This window comes from Bradyrhizobium hereditatis, from assembly GCF_020329435.1.
Taxonomy (GTDB): domain Bacteria; phylum Pseudomonadota; class Alphaproteobacteria; order Rhizobiales; family Xanthobacteraceae; genus Bradyrhizobium; species Bradyrhizobium hereditatis.
The window spans coordinates 230,908-250,598 of record NZ_JAGKJK010000006.1; the positions used below are offsets into that span (position 1 = coordinate 230,908).

Annotated in this window: 16 protein-coding genes; 11 read left to right on the forward strand and 5 right to left on the reverse strand. The window is 62.0% G+C overall.

What is annotated here, in order from left to right; genetic code table 11:
• The first annotated feature begins 107 nt into the window (after positions 1-107).
• Complete coding sequence (locus tag J6524_RS16350; RefSeq protein WP_225672246.1) at positions 108-1,013, forward strand: LysR family transcriptional regulator; 906 nt, start codon at positions 108-110, stop codon at positions 1,011-1,013.
• Here J6524_RS16350 and J6524_RS16355 read toward each other — a convergent pair.
• The 5 genes from J6524_RS16355 to J6524_RS16375 form a co-directional block, all read right to left on the reverse strand.
• Entirely contained in the window at positions 1,004-1,789 is a 786-nt protein-coding gene (locus J6524_RS16355; protein WP_225672248.1) for an ABC transporter ATP-binding protein, read from the reverse strand. The genes J6524_RS16350 and J6524_RS16355 overlap by 10 nt on opposite strands.
• Positions 1,786-2,559 carry an ABC transporter permease gene (locus J6524_RS16360; RefSeq protein WP_225672250.1) on the reverse strand — a complete coding sequence of 258 codons (774 nt, stop codon included), beginning with the start codon at positions 2,557-2,559 and terminating at the stop codon, positions 1,786-1,788. Before J6524_RS16360 ends, J6524_RS16355 begins: the two co-directional genes overlap by 4 nt.
• Before the next feature lie 86 nt (positions 2,560-2,645).
• Positions 2,646-3,590 carry an ABC transporter substrate-binding protein gene (locus tag J6524_RS16365; protein WP_225672252.1) on the reverse strand — a complete coding sequence of 315 codons (945 nt, stop codon included), beginning with the start codon at positions 3,588-3,590 and terminating at the stop codon, positions 2,646-2,648.
• 120 nt (positions 3,591-3,710) lie between these two features.
• Positions 3,711-4,454, reverse strand: a complete 744-nt coding sequence (hutC, locus tag J6524_RS16370) for a histidine utilization transcriptional repressor HutC (RefSeq protein ID WP_225672254.1) — start codon at positions 4,452-4,454, stop codon at positions 3,711-3,713.
• The gene (locus J6524_RS16375; protein WP_225672256.1) at positions 4,451-5,809 is read right to left on the reverse strand and encodes a formimidoylglutamate deiminase; all 1,359 of its coding nucleotides are present in this window, start codon (positions 5,807-5,809) and stop codon (positions 4,451-4,453) included. Before J6524_RS16375 ends, hutC begins: the two co-directional genes overlap by 4 nt.
• Positions 5,810-5,896: 87 nt before the next feature.
• Between J6524_RS16375 and hutI the strand changes: the two genes are divergently transcribed.
• The 10 genes from hutI to J6524_RS16425 all read left to right on the forward strand — a co-directional run bounded on the left by hutI (position 5,897) and on the right by J6524_RS16425 (position 19,690).
• Positions 5,897-7,111, forward strand: coding sequence for an imidazolonepropionase (gene hutI, locus J6524_RS16380; RefSeq protein ID WP_225672258.1), 1,215 nt, complete (start codon positions 5,897-5,899; stop codon positions 7,109-7,111).
• Positions 7,108-8,685, forward strand: coding sequence for a histidine ammonia-lyase (gene hutH / locus J6524_RS16385; protein ID WP_225672260.1), 1,578 nt, complete (start codon positions 7,108-7,110; stop codon positions 8,683-8,685). The genes hutI and hutH overlap by 4 nt, the downstream gene beginning before the upstream one ends.
• The gene (gene hutU / locus J6524_RS16390; protein ID WP_225672262.1) at positions 8,682-10,352 is read left to right on the forward strand and encodes a urocanate hydratase; all 1,671 of its coding nucleotides are present in this window, start codon (positions 8,682-8,684) and stop codon (positions 10,350-10,352) included. The genes hutH and hutU overlap by 4 nt, the downstream gene beginning before the upstream one ends.
• A gap of 70 nt (positions 10,353-10,422) precedes the next feature.
• Entirely contained in the window at positions 10,423-11,706 is a 1,284-nt protein-coding gene (locus J6524_RS16395; protein WP_225672263.1) for a cystathionine gamma-synthase family protein, read from the forward strand.
• Positions 11,707-12,164: 458 nt separating this feature from the next.
• On the forward strand, positions 12,165-12,845 hold the full coding sequence (locus J6524_RS16400) for a secretin and TonB N-terminal domain-containing protein (RefSeq protein ID WP_225672265.1): 681 nt from the start codon (positions 12,165-12,167) through the stop codon (positions 12,843-12,845).
• The gene (locus J6524_RS16405) at positions 12,842-13,576 is read left to right on the forward strand and encodes an energy transducer TonB family protein (RefSeq protein ID WP_225672267.1); all 735 of its coding nucleotides are present in this window, start codon (positions 12,842-12,844) and stop codon (positions 13,574-13,576) included. Before J6524_RS16400 ends, J6524_RS16405 begins: the two co-directional genes overlap by 4 nt.
• A gap of 187 nt (positions 13,577-13,763) precedes the next feature.
• Entirely contained in the window at positions 13,764-14,306 is a 543-nt protein-coding gene (locus J6524_RS16410; RefSeq protein WP_225672269.1) for an RNA polymerase sigma factor, read from the forward strand.
• Positions 14,307-14,678: 372 nt separating this feature from the next.
• Complete coding sequence (locus tag J6524_RS16415) at positions 14,679-15,665, forward strand: FecR family protein (protein WP_225672271.1); 987 nt, start codon at positions 14,679-14,681, stop codon at positions 15,663-15,665.
• A 288-nt stretch (positions 15,666-15,953) separates the two neighbouring features.
• Entirely contained in the window at positions 15,954-17,660 is a 1,707-nt protein-coding gene (locus tag J6524_RS16420; RefSeq protein WP_225672580.1) for a ShlB/FhaC/HecB family hemolysin secretion/activation protein, read from the forward strand.
• Between the two features lie 53 nt (positions 17,661-17,713).
• Positions 17,714-19,690: a DUF2341 domain-containing protein gene (locus J6524_RS16425; RefSeq protein ID WP_225672273.1), complete on the forward strand. Its 1,977-nt coding sequence runs from the start codon at positions 17,714-17,716 to the stop codon at positions 19,688-19,690.
• The last annotated feature ends 1 nt before the right edge of the window (position 19,691 follow it).

Below are 19,691 nucleotides of genomic sequence, written 5' to 3' on the forward strand. Positions count from 1 at the left end.
TCTGACAGTCACATAACGTTCAAAGGCCAGTCTTATGCTGGACCCAAGAAGTCCTTTCGGCGGTGTTCGAAAGGTCGGGAGTACCGGCCGCAACCTGGGAATGCGCTGTGGCGTTGACATGGTCGCGCGTTCGCGCGGTGAATGCGGTGTTCGAAACCGGCACATTTGCTGCCGCTGCACGCCGGCTGGGAGTTTCGCAGCCGGCCGTGGCCCAGCTCGTGCGCGAGCTCGAGGCCGAGTACGAGGTGGCGTTGTTCGACCGCCACGGACACACGCTGATCGCGACGACGCTTTGTCGCAGGCTTTATGCAGCAACCAACAAGGTGCAGTCGATCGAGGCTGAGGCGCTCGCCATCCTGCAGCAGCGTGATGAACTATCGGGTGGCGAGTTGCGCATCGGGCTCGGCAACGCCATGCCCGGCATGTTGCTGATCGCGACCTTTCGAAAGCTGTTCCCGAAGGTCCAGATTAGCATCGAGATCGGCAGCTGGTCGACGATCGTCGCCGCGGTGGTCGACCAGCGGGTCGACGTTGCCGTGTTGCCCGAAGTTCCCGACGACAGCCGTTTCCGCCGCGAAGCCTGCATCCAGCAGCGCGTGGTGGCGATGTGTCATCCGGGCTGCGCGCTGGCCGGCCAGACGCCGGTTGCGATCGCTAGCCTGACGGAGCATCCGCTGGTGTTTCGCTCCCGGGATTCCTCGGCGCAGCGCACGGTGGATAAAGCTTTCCGGCTGGCGGGGCTGCGCCCGATTCCTGCGATCGTCGTCAGTACGCGGGAAGGCATGCTGGAGGCGGTCGCCAACAAGCTCGGCGTCGGCTTCGGCTGGGAGCACGGCTCGAGCCGCGTTGACCGCATTGCGAAAGTCCTGGTTGCCGAGATGGAAGCGGAGTCGCCCGAATACATCTTTTCCCTCGCCGGTAAACGAGGGCGGCTGGTCGAGCTGTTCTTCCATACGCACCGCATGTCGCCCTATGGGGAGGCCATTGGCTTCCCCACGCTGAGTCAGGCGTGAGCCGCAACCTTCAATGCCTCGGTCCGGATTTCCTCGACGAGCCGTTCCTTCAGCCTGACGAATTCAGGCGCGGTTTTGATCTTGTAGGATCGCGGATGGGGCAGATCGATCACGATTTCGGCCTTGATGCGCCCGGGACGGGCGCTCATGACGATGACGCGATTGCCGAGAAAAATCGCCTCCTCGATATCATGGGTGACGAACAGCACGGTTTTCTGGTCGCGTTCCCAGATGCCGAGCAGCATTTCCTGCATCAGCATGCGGGTCTGATTATCCAGCGCGCCGAAGGGCTCGTCGAGCAATAGGATCTTGGGATCGTTGGCGAGGGCGCGGGCGATTGCCGTACGTTGCTGCATGCCGCCGGAGAGCTGCTTTGGCCAATGATTCTCAAAGCCGGTTAGACCGACCCGATGAATGAATCCGTCGGCGATCTTGCCGCGATCCGCTTCGGAAACTCCGCGCTCACGCAGACCGAACGCGATGTTTTCGCGCACGGTCAGCCACGGGAATAGCGTATAGGACTGAAACACCATGCCGCGATCCGCGCCGGGTCCCGTCACCTCAAGCCCATCCAACGTGACGCGGCCGCTCGTCGGCTGATCGAGCCCGGCGATGATGCGCAGCAGTGTGGATTTTCCGCAGCCCGACGGCCCGAGGATGGTGACGAAGTCGTTATTGCCGACGCTGAGGTCGGTCGGCTCCAGTGCCCGCGTCGGCGCATGGCCGTGTCGCGCGGGAAAGGTACGGGACACCTGATCGATCTTCAGCATGGTCATGCGAGTTTCCACGGAAACAGCCAGGCATTGAAAGCCTTGAACAGGAAGTCCGATACGAGGCCGATCAGCCCGATGACAATGATGCCGAAGATGATCTGACCGGTATTGAGCAGCGCCTGGCTGTCGGTGATCATGTGGCCGATGCCCGACGATGAGCCAATGAGCTCGGCGACGATGACGTAGGTCCACGCCCAACCGAGAACGAGCCGAAGGATTTCTGCGATCTCGGGAGCGGAAGAGGGCAGCAGCACGCGGCCGATGATGCCGCGGTCACTGGCTCCCAGCGTATATGCCGCCTCAACAAGGTCGCGCCGTGTGCTGCCGACGGTTACTGCGACCATCAGGATGATCTGAAAGACAGAACCGATGAAAATAACCAGCAGCTTCTGTAGCTCGCCGATGCCCGCCCACAGGATCAACAATGGGATGAAGGCCGACGCGGGCAGATAACGCGCAAACGAAACGAACGGCTCCAGGAAAGCCTCGATCGGTTTGTAGGCGCCCATCAGAACGCCTGTAGGTACTGCGATGATCGCCGCCAGCACAAAGCCGCCGACGACCCGCCAGATTGTCATGGCGATGTCGAACAGGAAGCCATGCTTGGTCAAGAGCTCCCAGCCTTCCTGCAACATGGTCAGCGGGTTGGCGAGGAACGTCTTAGAAACGTGACCGCCGAAGGTTGCCCATGCCCACAGGGCCACGAACAGCACAAAGAACGCGAAGCCATACGCTGCGCGCTGCTTCGATGTCACAGGGGCGAGGGGACGCATCACACGGCAAATTCCTTGAAAGCGGCTCGCTGATCGCAGCAAGTCCCGCTACCCCATGGGGAAGCGGGACCACCGCGCGCGGAGAGTTACTTGATGAAGCTTGTGTCGACGAGATCGTCGATCTTCGGAACCGATTTGATGATGCCGATTTCGAGCAACAGGTCTGCAGCCTCCTTGGTGAAGGCCTGCCACTCGCCCGCGAAGAATTTCTGGTTCGCGGCCTTGTCCTGCCAGCGCAGATACTTTGCCGAATTGCCGAACTGTTCGCCGGTTTGCTTCACATCGGCGCCCATGATCTCGTAGGACTTGGCCTGGTTCGTTTCGATCATAGCCACGGCCTCGAAATAGCTGTCGGCCAGCGCCTTCGCGGCTTTGGGATTGTCGGTCAGGAATTTCGGCGTGCAGCCGAACGTGTCCATGATCATCGGGTAGTCGAGCGTCGTTGCGATGATCTTGCCCTTATCCGGTGCGGCGCGCACGGTCGACAAATAAGGCTCATAGGTCATGGCTGCATCGTTCTGGCCGGACACGAATGCCTGCGCTGCCGCGGCTGGCTCCAGGTTCACGACCGTGACGTCCTTGACCGAGAGGCCGTTCTTCTTGAGCATCCAGGCCAGGGTGAAATAGGGAGCCGTGCCGGGAGCGGACGCGGCGACCGTCTTGCCCTTCAGATCCTTGATCGAAGCGACATCGTTCCGCACGGCCAGGCCGTCGGCGCCGTAGCTTTTGTCGAGCTGGAAGATCTGCTTGGTTGCAACACCATTGGCATTCCAGACTATCCAAGTTTCGACCGTGGTTGCCGCGCACTGGATGTCACCGGAGGCAATAGCCAGGTGCCGGTCCTTCTGCGGAATCTTCTTGATGGTCACATCGAGACCGTTCTTCTTGAAGATGCCCGCCTGGCTTGCAAGCGTGAGCGGCGCAAATCCGGTCCAGCCCGAGATTCCGATACCGACCTTCACATCCTGGGCGAACGCTGGCGCGGACACCAGAAAAGCGGCGGTTGCTGCAAATACTCCGAGATTACGCATGGCTATATCCTCTTGGTTGTTTCATGGATTGCTTGCTGTTCGTCATTTCAAACCTGTGCGGCCAATTGCAAAAGCAGTTGCATAAATTGTGCCGTTTTCACGCTTGTCGATATCCTCGCCTTAGCCGCCCTTGAAGCGGGCAACCAATTTGTGGGATTCGCCTGGATAGACGAGGCGCACGGCGGTCAGCGTTCGCGCGCTGCGCCAGGTGTGCCGGTCGATCACTAGGCAGGGGGCGCCGATTGTAATGTCCAGTGCTGCTGCGATCTGCTCGTCAGCTGCGATCGCGCTGATCGAATGTTCGGCCTCCGTCCACGGGACATGGTGGAGCAGCCAGGTGCCAGGTGGTTCGATCGCAAAATCTGCCGTGGCCGCTTCAGGCACCGCGTCTAGGTCGATCAGCCTGTCCTCGATCGCGAACGGCACGCCATCGGCACTGTGGCGGCATGAGATCGCGACCACTTTGCCGGTTTTCGATATCCCAAGACGGATGCGGTCGGCAGCGTTGGCCGCTCGGCGCGAGGACCGGATCAGCTGATAGCCGTAGCTGCGGCCGAGCGAGGTGATCTCTGCGCGGATATCGGGAATCGTCAGGACTGCAGACAGGAATTTGGGACGGCGCACAAACGTACCCGCTCGCCGGCGCCGCTCGATGAGATCGGCTTGCGCCAGCTCCGACAGCGCCTTGTTCACCGTCATTCGTGAGCAGCCATAGCGCGTCATCAGCTGGTGCTCGAACGGGATGCGGTGACCCGGCGGCCATTCACCGGTCAGAATGCGGCGCTCGATATCGAGCCTGATCTGCTTGTACAGCGTCGGCTTGTCGGCTGCCTGAAATTTGTCGCGGTCGATCGAGAGGCTCATGCCACGAGCCTCCGGACGGTTGCGTTGAATGCGTCGCGCGCCTTTTGGCGGAGCCGGTGGCGTCCACCCTCGACAACTTTGTTTCCACCCGCCCATACGCATGCGACGGCACCCGAGCCCGCTGCGAAAATCCAGCCGTCGAGGATGGCATCGCCGCGACGCCCGGCGAGCGAGGGATGCGTGGTGTCGAGGGTCACGATATCAGCACGTGCACCTGGCTGGATACCGACGACCGGCTGCACAGTCGCTTGGGCGCCGCCAGTCAGCGCAGCGTCGAACAGCGTTCGGCCGGTTGAAATGCCGGGACCGCCGGATAACACATTACGCTCGCGGCGTTTCAAGCGTTGACCATACTCAAGTTGACGCAGTTCGTCGGCGACGCCGACCAGCACGTTGGAGTCCGTACCGATGCCGAACCGGCCGCGGGCTTCGAGGAATTCGCAAGCTGGAAAAATGCCGTCGCCAAGGCTCGCTTCGGTCACCGGGCAGAGACCCGCGACTGCACCGTTGCTTGCAAGTGCGGCGGTTTCGGTCTCGGTCATGTGGGTCGCATGGATCAGGCACCAGCGCTGATCTACGGCTGCATGTTCGAGCAGCCACTCGACCGGCCGCCGGCCCGACCAGGCGACGCACTCCTCGACTTCCTTGACCTGTTCGGCGGCATGGATATGCACCGGTCCGGCTTCAGCCAGGGGCAGGATGGCTGCCAGTTCGTCCGGCGTCACCGCGCGCAGGCTGTGCGGAGCGATGCCGATATTGGCGCCGGGCAGTTTGCGTACGGCCATCCGTGTGGCGTCGATCAGCTTGGCAAACTGGTCGATCGAGCAGATGAACCGGCGTTGGCCGGCATGCGGTGCGGCTCCGCCAAACGAGCTGTGCGCGTAGAAACTCGGCAGCAGTGTCAGCCCTATGCCGGTGATCTCGGCGGCTCGCGCAATTCGCGCCGCCATCTCGGCAGGATTGGTGTAGGGCGCGCCGTCGTGGTCGTGGTGGAGATAGTGGAATTCCCCGACGCGAGTGAAGCCCTGCTCGAGCATCTCGGCATAGAGCAGCGTCGCGACGGCTTCGGTGTCTTCAGGCGTCATCTCGAGCGCGAAGCGATACATCGTCTCACGCCATGTCCAGAACGTATCCGCAGAATTACCGCGCGTTTCGGCGAGCCCTGCCATGCCACGCTGGAACGCGTGGCTATGCAGGCTCGTTATTCCGGGAATTGCCAGCTTGTGGCGTTCGTCATGGGGGCTAGGAGCCACGCCGGCCGTAACCTTCGTGATGGTGTGATCCGTCACCACCACCTGCACGTCATCGGCCCAGCCGGAGGGCAGTAGTGCCGATGCGAAATGCAGTGTCGACATGTTTCCAAACCGGCTGGACAGAACATGCGGGTGATTTTATGTATAGACATATAGACGCGTCAAGCTCCTATCGCTGAGGAGAGCTGCATGGCCGAGCGCTTCGATCGAATCTGGCTCAATGCCCGGCTCGCCACGGTCCGCGAGGATATGCCCGGGCTCGGTGAGATCGAGGACGGCCTGATCGCCTCGCGCGACGGCCGCATCATCTTCGCGGGCAGCCGTTCCGATTTCCCGTCAAATGCCGATGCCGTCGAGCGGATCGATTGCGCGGGACGGTGGATTACGCCCGGGCTGGTGGATTGTCACACTCATCTGGTTTTTGGCGGAAACCGCGCGCACGAGTTTGAGCTGCGGCTGCAGGGGGCTAGCTACGAAGAGATTGCGCGCGCGGGTGGCGGCATCGTCTCGACCGTCGCGGCTACCCGCGCGTCTAGCGAGGCTGAACTTGTCGCCGGCGCAATGCCAAGGCTCGATGCCCTGATCGGCGAAGGCGTGACGACGCTGGAGATCAAATCCGGCTATGGGCTCAATACTGAAACCGAGATGCGTCAGCTATCAGCGGCGCGTGCGCTGGAAAGCACCCGGCCGATCACCATCCGCACATCGTTTCTTGGCGCGCACGCGCTGCCGCCGGAAGCCAATGGCGACAAAGATCGATATATCGATCTTGTTTGCCGGGAGATGTTGCCAGCGGTGGCGCAGGCCGGATTAGCCGATGCAGTCGATGCCTTCATGGAAGGTATCGCGTTCTCGGGCGATCAAACGGCGCGGGTGTTCCGTGCGGCAAAGTCGCTTGGACTACCGGTCAAGCTGCACGCGGATCAGTTGTTGAATCTCGGCGGGGCCGCACTTGCTGCGGAATTCTCGGCTTTGTCCGCAGATCATCTGGAGCACACGGACGAGGCCGGTGTGGCGGCTATGGCGAGGGCAGGCACGGTCGCGGTGCTTCTGCCGGGCGCGTTCTATTTCATTCGCGAGACGAAGAAGCCGCCGGTCGAGTTGTTCCGTGCCCACGGCGTGAAGATGGCGCTCGCTACCGACTGCAATCCTGGCAGCTCGCCGCTCACGTCGCTTCTGCTGGCGATGAATATGGGCGCGACCCTGTTCCGGATGACGGTGGCCGAATGCCTCGCCGGCGTGACGCGGGAAGGAGCGCGCGCGCTTGGCGCTCTCACTGAGACCGGCACTCTCGAGCCCGGCAAATGGTGCGATCTCGCGATCTGGGACATCGACCGGCCTGCCGAGCTCATCTACCGGATGGGTTTCAATCCGCTGCACCGCCGGGTGTGGAGGGGACAATGAGCGAGCGCGACGCTTCCATTGTCGTTTCGCCCGGAAGGGTCAGCCTCAGTGATCTGCAGCAGGTGCTTGCGGGCGCATCTGTGGTGCTCGATCCGTCATTTTGGCCACGCGTGGAGGCTGCATCGGCCATTGTGGCGAAGGCCGCGCACTCCGACGTGCCAGCTTACGGCATCAACACTGGCTTTGGAAAACTCGCGTCGCGGCGCATTCCGTCGGATCAGACGACGCTGCTGCAACGCAACCTCATCGTGTCGCATTGCTGCGGGGTAGGACAGCCCACGCCCGAACCAATTGTCCGCCTGATGATGGCGCTCAAGGTCGTCTCGCTGGGGCGCGGCGCTTCGGGCGTGCGCCGCGAGGTCATCGAGCAACTCCAGGCGATGCTCGCGCGGGGCATTTGTCCGCTGGTGCCGCAGCAGGGATCGGTCGGGGCATCCGGTGATCTGGCGCCGCTGGCGCACATGACCGCCGTCATGATCGGAGAGGGGCAGGCGCTTGTTGGTGGAAAAATTGTGGCGGGCCGCGATGCGCTGGCGGCAGCCGATCTTGCGCCGATCACGCTCGGGCCGAAGGAAGGTCTTGCGCTGATCAACGGTACGCAGTTTTCGAGCGCCTATGCCATTTCCGGGCTGTTGCGCGGCCACGGTCTGGCCTGTGCCGCGCTGGTGACAGGCGCTCTGTCGGTCGATGCGGCCATGGCCTCGACGGCCCCGTTCCGCCCGGAGATTCAGCGGCTGCGGGGGCATGACGGACAAGTCGCCGCCGGCGCCGCCTTGACAGCACTGCTAGAGGGCAGCGACATCCGCATGTCGCATCTCGAAGGCGACGAGCGCGTACAGGATCCCTATTGCCTGCGCTGTCAGCCGCAGGTAGCCGGCGCCGCGCTCGATATTTTGACACAAGCCGCTCGCACGTTGACGATTGAGGCCAACGCCGTCACGGACAACCCGCTGGTGCTGGTTGATACCGGAGAGATCGTTTCGGGCGGAAATTTTCACGCGGAGCCGGTCGCATTTGCGGCCGATCAGATTGCGCTGGCCTTGTCCGAGATCGGTGCGATCAGCGAGCGCCGCATCGCCACACTGGTCGATCCAGCGCTGAACTTCGGCCTGCCGCCGTTCCTGACCCCTGATCCCGGCATCAACTCCGGCTTCATGATCGCCGAAGTGACGGCGGCTGCGCTCTATGCCGAAAACAAGCAACGCGCCGCGGCCTGTTCGATCGATTCGACGCCGACCAGCGCCAACCAGGAAGATCATGTGTCGATGGCCGCGCACGCGGCGCGCCGGTTATCTGACATGGCTGATAATCTCGCCACCATTCTGGGCATCGAGCTATTGGTTGCGGCGCAAGGCATCGGCCTGCGCGCCCCGCATACCACCAGCCCTGCGCTTGCCGCGGTCATTGCCGTGTTGCGGGAGCAGGTGCCACCGCTTGGTCATGATCGCTACATGGCCGACGATCTCAAGAAGGCTGCGGCGCTGGTCGAAGCCGGCGCATTGCCGGCCGCTGCGATTTCCGTGCTTGAGAATAACCCGTTTCCAAACCTTGCCGAGAGAGGTCATCTGTCATGAACCGCCGACTGGACAACGACCGCGTGATCCGCTCGCCCCGCGGGCCTGAGATCAGCGCCAAGAGTTGGCTGACGGAAGCACCGCTTCGAATGCTGATGAATAACCTCGATCCCGACGTCGCCGAACGGCCGAGTGAGCTCGTCGTCTATGGCGGTATAGGCCGCGCCGCGCGCGACTGGGAAAGCTTCGATCGCATCGTCGCCTCGCTGCGCAAGCTCGAGGGCGACCAGACGCTGGTGGTTCAGTCAGGCAAGCCGGTCGGAATTTTCCGCACTCATGCCGATGCGCCGCGGGTGCTGATTGCGAATTCGAACCTGGTGCCGCACTGGGCGACGCTCGACCACTTCAATGACCTAGACAGGCAGGGCCTGATGATGTTCGGGCAGATGACGGCCGGATCGTGGATCTACATCGGCAGCCAGGGTATCGTGCAGGGAACGTATGAAACGTTTGTCGAAGTGGGGCGGCGCCATTACGGCGGCAACCTTGCGGGCAAGTGGATCCTGACCGCGGGTCTCGGCGGTATGGGCGGCGCACAACCCCTTGCTGCGACGATGGCCGGCGCGTCGATGCTTGCGATCGAGTGCCAGCCGAGCCGCATCGAGATGCGCTTGCGCACGGGTTACCTCGATCGGCAGGCAAGCACGCTGGACGAGGCGCTCGCGGCCATGGCAGAGGCAGCGCAGAGCAAGAAGCCGGTCTCCGTCGGCCTGCTCGGTAATGCCGCAGATATTTTTCCCGAGTTGGTGCGCCGCGGCGTGAGGCCCGATATTGTCACCGACCAGACCAGCGCGCACGATCCGATCAATGGTTACCTGCCGAAGGGGTGGACGCTCGCGGAATGGGAGTCCCGACGTGCGGTTGATCCGAAAGCGGTCGAAGTCGCGGCGAAGACCTCGATGGTCGGCCATGTCCAGGCTATGCTGGACTTCCACGCTCAGGGCATTCCAACACTCGACTATGGCAACAACATCCGCCAGATGGCGAAGGATATGGGGCTGAAGAATGCGTTCGATTTCCCCGGTTTCGTTCCGGCCTACATCCGACCGTTGTTCTGCCGCGGCATCGGCCCGTTCCGGTGGGCCGCGCTATCAGGGGATCCCGAAGATATCTTCCGCACCGACGCCAAGGTTAAGGAGCTGATGCCGGAAGATAAGCATCTGCACAATTGGCTCGGCATGGCGAAGGCGCGGATCAAGTTCCAGGGATTGCCGGCGCGGATTTGTTGGGTCGGTCTTGGCGATCGCCATCGCCTGGGCATGGCATTCAATGAAATGGTGGCGCGCGGCGAGCTCAAGGCGCCGATCGTCATCGGCCGCGATCATCTCGACAGCGGCTCGGTTGCGAGCCCGAACCGCGAAACCGAAGCGATGCGCGACGGCTCGGATGCAGTGTCCGACTGGCCGCTGCTAAATGCGCTGCTCAACTGTGCCAGCGGGGCCACGTGGGTTTCGCTGCACCATGGCGGCGGCGTCGGCATAGGTTATTCGCAGCACGCCGGCATGGTGATTGTCGCCGACGGGACGCCAGAAGCTGCGCGCCGCATCGAGCGCGTGCTTTGGAACGATCCGGCGAGTGGGGTCATGCGCCATGCCGACGCGGGCTATGAAAGCGCGATTGCATGTGCCCGTGCCAACGGACTCGATCTGCCCAGCCTGGCGTTGTAGCGCACCGGAGAATTGATGCTGCCGATGTGTACGCCGGGCTCGATGTTCTCTCAAGACAGCGAGGTAGGCCATGGTGAAACCGTTTCCGTCGAAAACCCACATCGGCAACCACGTGCTGCATCCCGAAACGCTGATGCTGAACTACGGCTACGATCCGCAGCTGTCGGAAGGAGCCGTCAAACCACCGGTTTTCCTGACCTCGACCTTTGTCTTCAGGACCGCAGAAGACGGAAAGGACTTCTTCGACTACGTTGCGGGCAGGCGCGAGCCCCCGGAAGGGATGGGCGCGGGCCTGGTCTATTCGCGGTTCAATCATCCCAACAGCGAGATCGTGGAAGACCGGCTTGCCGTCTACGAGCGCGCGGAATCCTGCGCGCTGTTTTCGTCCGGCATGTCGGCGATTGCGACCACAATCTTGGCCTTCGCGCGGCCGGGCGACGTGATCCTGCATTCGCAGCCGCTCTACGGGGGAACGGAAACGCTACTTGCGAAGACGCTGGCCAACTTCTCGATCCGCGCAGTGGGCTTTGCCGACGGTATCGACGAGGACGCTGTCGAGCTGGCGGCTGACGATGCAATGCAAAAGGGGCGGGTTGCGATGATTCTCATTGAAACCCCGGCAAATCCGACCAACGGCCTAGTCGATATCGCGATGGTTCGCCGCATTGCCGACAACATCGGCAAGGCACAGGACTACACGCCAATCGTTGCATGCGACAATACGCTGCTAGGCCCGGTTTTCCAGCGGCCGATCGAACATGGCGCCGATCTTTCGCTGTATTCGCTGACCAAATATGTCGGTGGTCATTCCGACCTGATCGCTGGCGCTGCGCTCGGCTCAAAAGACCTCATGAAGGACATCAAGGCGCTGCGAGGCGCGATCGGCACCCAGCTGGATCCTCATTCCTGCTGGATGCTGGGCCGCTCGCTCGAGACGCTGAACTTACGCATGGAAAAGGCCAACCAGAATGCGCGTCTCGTGGCGGATTATCTACGCGACCACGACAAGGTGAAGAGGGTTCACTACCTTGCTCACCACGACGAAGCTTCGGACGCCGGCCGCTTGTTCGCGCGACAATGCCTGGGCGCGGGTTCAACGTTTTCGTTCGACATCGCCGGCGGGCAGGCGGCGGCGTCCCGATTTTTGAACGCGCTGCAAATCTTCAAGCTGGCGGTGAGCCTGGGCGGCACGGAGTCGCTTGCCAGCTTGCCCGCAAGCATGACCCACTCCGGCGTGCCGGTTGAAATCCGTCAGAAGATAGGTGTCCTCGACTCCACGATTCGACTGTCGATCGGCATCGAGCATCCGTCTGACCTGATCGCAGACATTGCGCAGGCCTTGAACAAGGCATAGCTGCTTTGCGAGGCTGATGGAGCAACCCGCCGGTTTTTGCTCCCGAGACTTCTCGGCCGGCGTAAGCAGGCAATCGCTATTGCGAGGCGTGGCCCGGGTTGCCGCGAAGACGCGAAGCCGTCTCGGTTAGATAGGCCGCCGTTAGCGCGATGAGATATCTGTCACATAAACGATATAAAGGACGCTGTCGCCTGAACCCCTGCCGTCAAGGAGCCAGCTATGTCGACGAAACGTCGCGAGCCATCGATCGGGCAGGCGGGACGGGTTTGGTACGGGTAGCGGCCGATTAAAGCAGCGTTATGCAGGCAATTGTATCTGTGAAGGCAAGGGAGGCGAGTTCATTTTCTCGTCTCGACGGTGGCCACATTGCAAAATTCCGCCATCTGGGACGGCGTTTGGCGCGATATGGAAGCGCAATCGCTGCTAGCGGTCACCGGAGAAACCGGAAATTCCTTCTCGTGGCATATGCGGCATTGTTAGCGGCCGGCATCTATGCTGCCGAAGCCGAGGATCGCCAGGCCGCGAAAACGGGCGAACTGATCGCATTCGATATCCCGCGCCAATCGCTTGCCGGAGCGCTGCAAGCCTACGGGCAGGCGACCGGCATTCAGGTGCTCTATGAAAGCAACTCGGCCGTCGGCCGGACGTCGGTCGCGGTCGAAGGAAAGCTCACGGCGCATGCCGCGCTGAACCTGCTGCTGGCCGAAACCGATCTAAAGGTGCGCTACATTCGTCCGGACGCGATCACACTCTCCCTTCCATCTGCAGAGGGTGTTAGTTATGCGCCGCCAGCGACCGCGCTGACATCTTCAAGCCTGTCGCTCGGAACGTTACGGGTGCGCGGGACAAACGACGAGCCAGCCGGGCTGCAGGATTTCAGCCAGAGGCTGCAAATGGACATTCAGAATGCCCTTCGAAAGAACCCGAAAACGCGGGACGGTAGCTACCGCGCGGTGCTTGATCTCTGGATCGATCCTGCGCGGATGATCGAGCGAACAGAACTGCTTCGGTCGACCGGCGACCGCGACCGGGACGCGGCCGTTGCGGCGGCGCTGCGCGGGCTGATGGTGAGCCGGCCGACGCCGGCAAACACGCCGCAGCCGGTGCGCGTCGTCATCGTTGTAAGATCACTGCAATGAGTTTTGACGAGCCCCAGCGACGAAACCAGAACGGCCCGGCGTCGCTGGCGCCGGGCCCGTTGCTATCCTACGAGGATGAGTCTGGAACATGGTCGTCGGGCGAAGTCTTGCGGCTTTTCATGGTGCCCGGACTGGCAACTCTGCTGCTTGTCGGCGGGGTGTACTGGATCAAGCTGCAAACGCCGTCAGGTTCGATGGGACAGCAACAAGCCTCGGTCGTTCAGGTTCACCTGCTGCCGCGGCCTGACCCTGCTCCGATCGTCACGGCTTCGACTTCGCATTCGACCGCGCCTGAGATCACCAGCCGAACCGATACGTCATCGAGAGAGCCGAGCCCCTCGACTTCCGATGAAGCCGTATCCGTTCCGCGAGCCTTCTCGCCTGCAGAAGCGCCACCGTCGGCCATTCTGTCCGCGCCATCGGCGGTAAGTGGGCCCGCGGACAGCGCTGCGGCAAGATTTCAGCAGGTGCTGCTGCGGCATGTCGCACATTACCAGCGATATCCGCACGCTGCCCGTGCGTTACGCCTTCAGGGAAGGGTCGATACGCAGTTTTCGATGAGCCGCGACGGCAAACTTCTCGGCGTCTGGGTCAGAACGAGCTCGGGCCAGACCGTGCTCGACAAGGAGGCGATGGAGACGATTCGCCGGGCGCAGCCGCTGCCGTCGATTCCTCCCGAATTGCCCGACCGATTGAACATTCACGTGCAACTGGTGTTCGATCCGTCCTAACCAACTCTCGGTAGGTAGGGTTGAGCTATCCACTGCCGACACCACCGTTGATGGCGCGAACTGGCGACCAGTGTTCTCTCGTAGGTCGTATTTCCTTTCGTCATAAATGTGTAGTTCAGCACCGCTACGACCTGCTGATCGTCGGGGGGCGAGCAGACAATGGTAACGTGTTTGGGGCCTGCGGAACGTGGCTGACAGCAATCGAATTCGGCTGCGCGGAGAGTTGGTCGAGAACTACGACGGGCTCATTAGAAAGTTGACGCGTCGCTTAGGCTCATCTGATTTTGCTCACGACGCCCTCCACGAGACATTTTTGCGGCTGGATCGCGTGACTGACGCGGTGTCGGTGCGCAGTCCGACCGATTACATATTCCGCACCGCCATCAACATCGCAAAGGATCGGCAAAGGGCGCAAAACTATCGCGTAAGCTCGTCGGAAATCGATGCGCTGCTGGACGTTTGCGACGACGAACCCGATCCGGCGAGGATAGTCGAAGCACGCTCGGAAATCGAAGCTTTCAAGCGGGCGCTGGCTGAATTGCCGCCGCGGCCTCGCGAGGTGCTCCGCAGTATTTCCATTGAAGGCCAGTCGGCGCGCGAGGTCGCGACCCGACTTCAGGTGAGCATCCGCACGGTCGAAAGCGATCTCAGGCTGGCGCTTGGCCACTGTGCCGACAGTCTTGATCACACCTTGCAGCGCCGCCTTGGCGGCCCGCGTCCCCGATCATGACCGAACCGGGCTGAGAGGCTGCGAACTCTACGCTTCCCGAAGCGAGTTGGGATGGCGCAGAATAACAAGCGGCGAATAGATTTTGCGTAATTGGGTTGCTTCGTCGCAGTTTTTCTTCGGGATAGAAGCTGCCCAGTCGTCTATCGAATAGATGCCGTGTAACGGCACAGCCACAAGTTGGATGGGAGGTTTCCGAGGAAATGACGCGGCCGTTGCAGCGAGGTCTCTTGCAATTCCCTCGAGCCGGCCCGGTCACGAAGCCCACAAGATGCTCGAAATTGACAGGAATTGGCTATATATCGAGGTCGGACGGCATTGGCCCCATCAATTAAGCACATTGGTTTGGCGAGCGCGGCAGATGGACGACAAATCGTGACCGCAGCGAGCGATACACCCGAACGCGATGCGCTCTTGGACGAGGCCCTTGACTGGGTCGTCCGGCTCAAGACCGGTGCTCCGACCAGAGCGGATATCGATGCATTGCAGCGCTGGCGCGAACAAAGCCCCGCTCACGAGAAGGCTTTCAAGAAGGCTGCGCGGCTGTTCCGCGACGCAGGTATCGCAGCGCGCGAACTGGACGATCGTCCGGAGGCCACAGGCGTGGTGCCGGCCCCGCGAAGGCTGCCGGCGAAAATCCTCGTCCGACGTGCCTTTTTGGGCGGTGCGATCGCTGCTACCGCCGCGGGCTACATGGTTGTCCGTCCGCCGCTCGGCCTGTGGCCGTCGCTGCAGGAGTTGTCGGCGGATTATCGCACCGGAAAGGGCGAGCAGCGCAAGATCGCGGTCACGCCGGATGTATCGCTGGAGCTGAACACCCAAACCAGCATCGCGTTACGCTCAGCGACCGACGAAACGCAGATCGAGTTGATTTCCGGTGAGGCCTCGGTGGCTGCGATGCGCCCTTCGCCGAAGCCATTCGTCATGCTGGCTGCGAACGGGCGGATCACCGCGAAGCAGGCGGATTTCGTGGCGCGCTGCCTTGATGGCATGGTGCGGGTGACATGTCTGAACGGCGCGGTGGATGTCGCCCAGGGCAGCCGCGTCGTGCACCTTCACAAGGCCGAGCAGGTCGCCTATACGCCCGGCGGAATCGAGGTCTCGGTCCCGGTCGACCCAGCGCAGGTGACGGCGTGGCAAAGCGGGCTATTGATTTTTCGCGATCAGACCCTTGCGGACGTGGTGGAAGAAGTTAATCGCTATCGATCCGGCAAGATCATCATCACGAACGCGGATCTGAAGCAGCGGGTCGTCAACGGCACGTTTCAGATCAACAAACTCGCTGACTTTGTGCTCCAGGTTCAGCAGTTGTTCGGGGCTCAGGCGCGCTCGCTGCCGGGCGGGGTCGTATTGCTCGGCTGATCCAGTCGAGCCGCAGCTCGCAATCTCTATTTCCGCTCGTCCGCCGTCGCCTCGGCCAGGCCGAACTTGCAACCCGCGAATCAGCGGTGGTGAGGCGCGTGAAAAGCCGTTTGCAAAAAAGCCGTTAATTTTTCTCCGGAGCGCCGCAAAGTTTGCGGGTTAGGCTTCGGTCAGTCGTCTCTAGAGCGAGGGGGCGTGATCGCGGCGTTTGGCGCGGTCGCGATACTCGTTTGAGGAGGCGAGCGGGCAACCGTGCAAAGTGGAATTGATGATGAGCCGCGCCGGCGGATGTCGGCGGGAAGGGCATTGTTTTGCCTGACGGCAGGTGCGGCGACCCTCGCAGGCGGGTTGATTGCGGCAGATCCGGCCAGAGCCGCCAAGGCTGAGTCGGCGGGGCGTGCGCCGAGTTCGCCTCCTGCGTCGTCATCGCCAGAGCGGGCTTCGCCGCAAAAGCCAGCTGCAACACAGCGTTTCGATATCGACGACTTCGCCGTCCAGGGTGCCGATACGCTCCCGCAGATCGAAATCGAGGAAGCTATTTACCCCTTCCTGGGGCCCAACAAGACCGCAGACGACGTCGAAAAGGCGCGGGCGGCGCTCGAGAAGGCCTATCACGACAAGGGCTATCAGACGGTCAGCGTCTCCGTCCCGCAGCAGAACGCTTTGAGCAGGATGATCACGCTCAAAGTAACGGAAATGAAGGTCGGCCGACTTCGGGTCAAGAACTCGCGCTATTTCGACCTCGCGAAGATCACGAACAAGGCCGGCTCTCTCAAGGAGGGCACGGTCCCAAACTTCAATGAAGTCACCAAGGACATCGTCGCGCTGAACCAGTGGCCCGACCGGCGTGTGACGCCCGCGCTACGGGCCGGTGTCACACCAGGCACCGTCGACGTCGATCTGAATGTCGAGGACAAGGTACCGGTTCATGCCAGCGTCGAGCTGAATAACAGGCAGTCGCCCAACACCACGGCGCTGCGCCTGAGCAGCACCGTGCACTACGACAATCTCTGGCAACTCGGTCACTCCCTGAGTTTCACCTACCAGGTGGCGCCGCAGCGACCGGGCGACGCGGAAGTGTTTTCCGGGTCCTATCTTGCACGGTTGCAGGACGTCGACTGGCTCAGCGTCCTGGTCTACGCGGTGAAATCGAGCAGCAATGTTGCAACGGTCGGCGGCACCAACGTAATTGGGCCCGGGCAGATTCTCGGCAGCCGCGCCGTGATGACCTTGCCGACGCGAGAGGGCCTGTTCCACACCCTTTCGGCTGGTGTTGACTACAAGCACTTCGACCAGACTGTGAAGCTCGGCGGCGATGGTTTCTCCTCGCCGGTCACCTACTATCCGGTGGTTGCGAGCTATGGGGCTACGTTCCAGGCCGAGAAATTCACGACGCAGTTCAACGCCGCCGTCACCTACAATCTGCGGCCGCTGAGCGATGACTGGGTGGCATTTGACACCAAGCGTTACCAGGCCTCTCCCAGCTTCACCCATTTCAACGTCGACGTATCGCATACCCAGGAATTGCCCGAGGGCTTTCAGCTCTACGGCAAGATCCAGGGGCAGGTCGCCGACGGGCCGCTGGTATCAAGCGAGCAGATCAGCGCCGGCGGCCTCGATACCGTGCGTGGTTATCTGGAATCCGAGACGCTCGGTGACAATGGTGTCATCGGCAATCTCGAGCTGCGCAGCCCCAATATCGGCGAGCTGCTGCAGAAGCAGATGAAGAACGAGACCGGGCAGGGCCAGGCGCCCTTCACCGTTTTCAACGACTGGCGCTTCTTTGGGTTTACCGACGCAGGCACGGTCACCGTGCTGCATCCGCTGCCAGATCAGCAATCGAAGTTCGACGTTTGGAGTTACGGCGTCGGTGCCCGCTTCAAGATGTTCGACTATCTCAACGGCACGCTCGTCTATTCCGTGCCGATGGTGAGTCAAGCCTACACCGAGGCGCGAAACCCGCGCGTGAATTTCCGAATCTGGGGTGAATTCTGATGATCAGGGGATGGGATCAACGAGGCTGCGCGGATCAATTCGCCCACCGTGGGATGGCCGCGAAAATTCTGGCAGGCTTGCTGCTCTCGTTCACCGCGGTGCTGACGCTCGCGCCGTCGCCGGCCAACGCGTGGTGGAACGACGAATGGCAGCTGCGCAAGAAGATCACCATCGACGCCAGCGCGTCCGGCGCCAATATCACCGATCCGATCGGCACCACGCCGGTTCTGGTTCGGCTGCATGTCGGCAATTTTCGTTTCAGCCAGGCCAAGGATGACGGCAGCGATCTGCGCTTCGTCGCCGGCGACGACAAGACGCCGCTGAAGCATCACATCGAGAAGTATGACTCGCTGCTTGGCGAGGCGCTGGTCTGGGTCGCCGTGCCCAACCTTCAACCCGGCGCAAAGACCGATATCTGGCTCTATTCCGGCAACAAGAAAGCGATTGCGACCAGCGATCCGAAGGGCACCTACGATCCCGACACACAGCTGATCTATCATTTCAATGAGCGCGGGACGCCGGCGCTGGACTCGTCCGTCTGGGCTAATAATGCGCAAACCGTCGGCCAGCCGGCGGATGGGTCCCTGATCGGTACGGGCTTGCGTCTCGATGGCCGCGCGCCGCTGACACTGCCGGCGTCTCCATCGCTTGCACTAACTGACAACGCCGCGCTGACCTGGTCGGCCTGGATCAAGCCGAGCGCAATGCAGCCCAACGCGGCTCTTTATAGCCGCCGTGACGGCGCCAATGGTCTCGTTATCGGACTGGATAACGGTATTCTGTTCGCCGAAGTCACCAATGCGGGGACTGCGCAACGTAGCGCCGCCGGCGCGTCGGTCGCGCCCGGTGGCTGGCATCATGTCGCGGTAGTGGCCAATGGTGGTCAGATCGCACTCTATCTCGACGGCGCGCCTTACGCGTCCCTTGCCGCGACCTTGCCGGCACTTAACGCGATCGCGCTGGTTGGCGGCGAGACGTCAGGTGCCGTTGCCGCCGCTCCCACGGCGGTACCATCCGCAGCCGCACAGCCTCCAGCCCCGTCTGTGCCGGCTGCGGATGGCGGCACGGCGCCGGATGCCGCTTCCCCCGCATCCGAGGCGGCGCCAGCTTCAGCTCCCGCCGCCGCAATGGCCGGCTTTGTCGGCGATATCGACGAACTGCAGATCGCGAAGATTGCCCGCCCTGCCGGCTTCATCAAGTTTGCCGCGATGGGGCAGGGGCCGGAGCACGCCAAGCTCGTCGCGTTCAGCGTGGATGAGGAAACCGGAAGCTGGCTCTCGGGCTATTTCGCGGTGATCCTCAAATCAGTGACACTCGACGGCTGGATCGTCATCGGCATCCTCGTGATCATGGCGGCCGTCAGTTGGGTCGTGATGTACGATCGCGCCTCCTATCTGAACAAGCAGGCCAAGGCCAACGCCCGCTTCATGAAAAGCTTTCGCGAGATCGCAGCCGATCTCACGGTGCTCGACAGCGGCGAGGCGGAAGATGTAGCAAGCCTCGGCGGCCGCATGAGCGAAGCCGACGCCAAGATGATGCGGGCTTCGTCCCTGTACCGCATCTATCATCTCGGCGCCTCGGAAATCCGCCACCGCTTCGCCCAGAACGGCCAACGCCTGCCAGTTCTCTCAGCGGCATCGATCGCGGCGATCCGTGCGGCGCTCGACAGCGGCTATGTCAAGGAGACCCAGCGGCTCAACCGGTTGATGGTGGTGCTCACCATCGCGATCTCCGGCGGACCGTTCCTCGGCCTGCTCGGCACCGTCGTCGGCGTCATGATCACGTTTGCCGCCATCGCGGCGAGTGGAGACGTCAACGTCAACGCCATCGCGCCGGGCATTGCGGCGGCGCTGGTCGCAACCGTTGCCGGTCTCGGCGTCGCGATCCCGGCACTGTTCGGCTACAACTACCTGATCTCCCGCATCAAGGACCTGACCAATGACATGCAGGTCTTCATCGATGAGTTCGTGACGAAGATGGCCGAATTCTACTCGGCCGATCGGATCGAACGCCGGATCGCCGCGGAGTAAC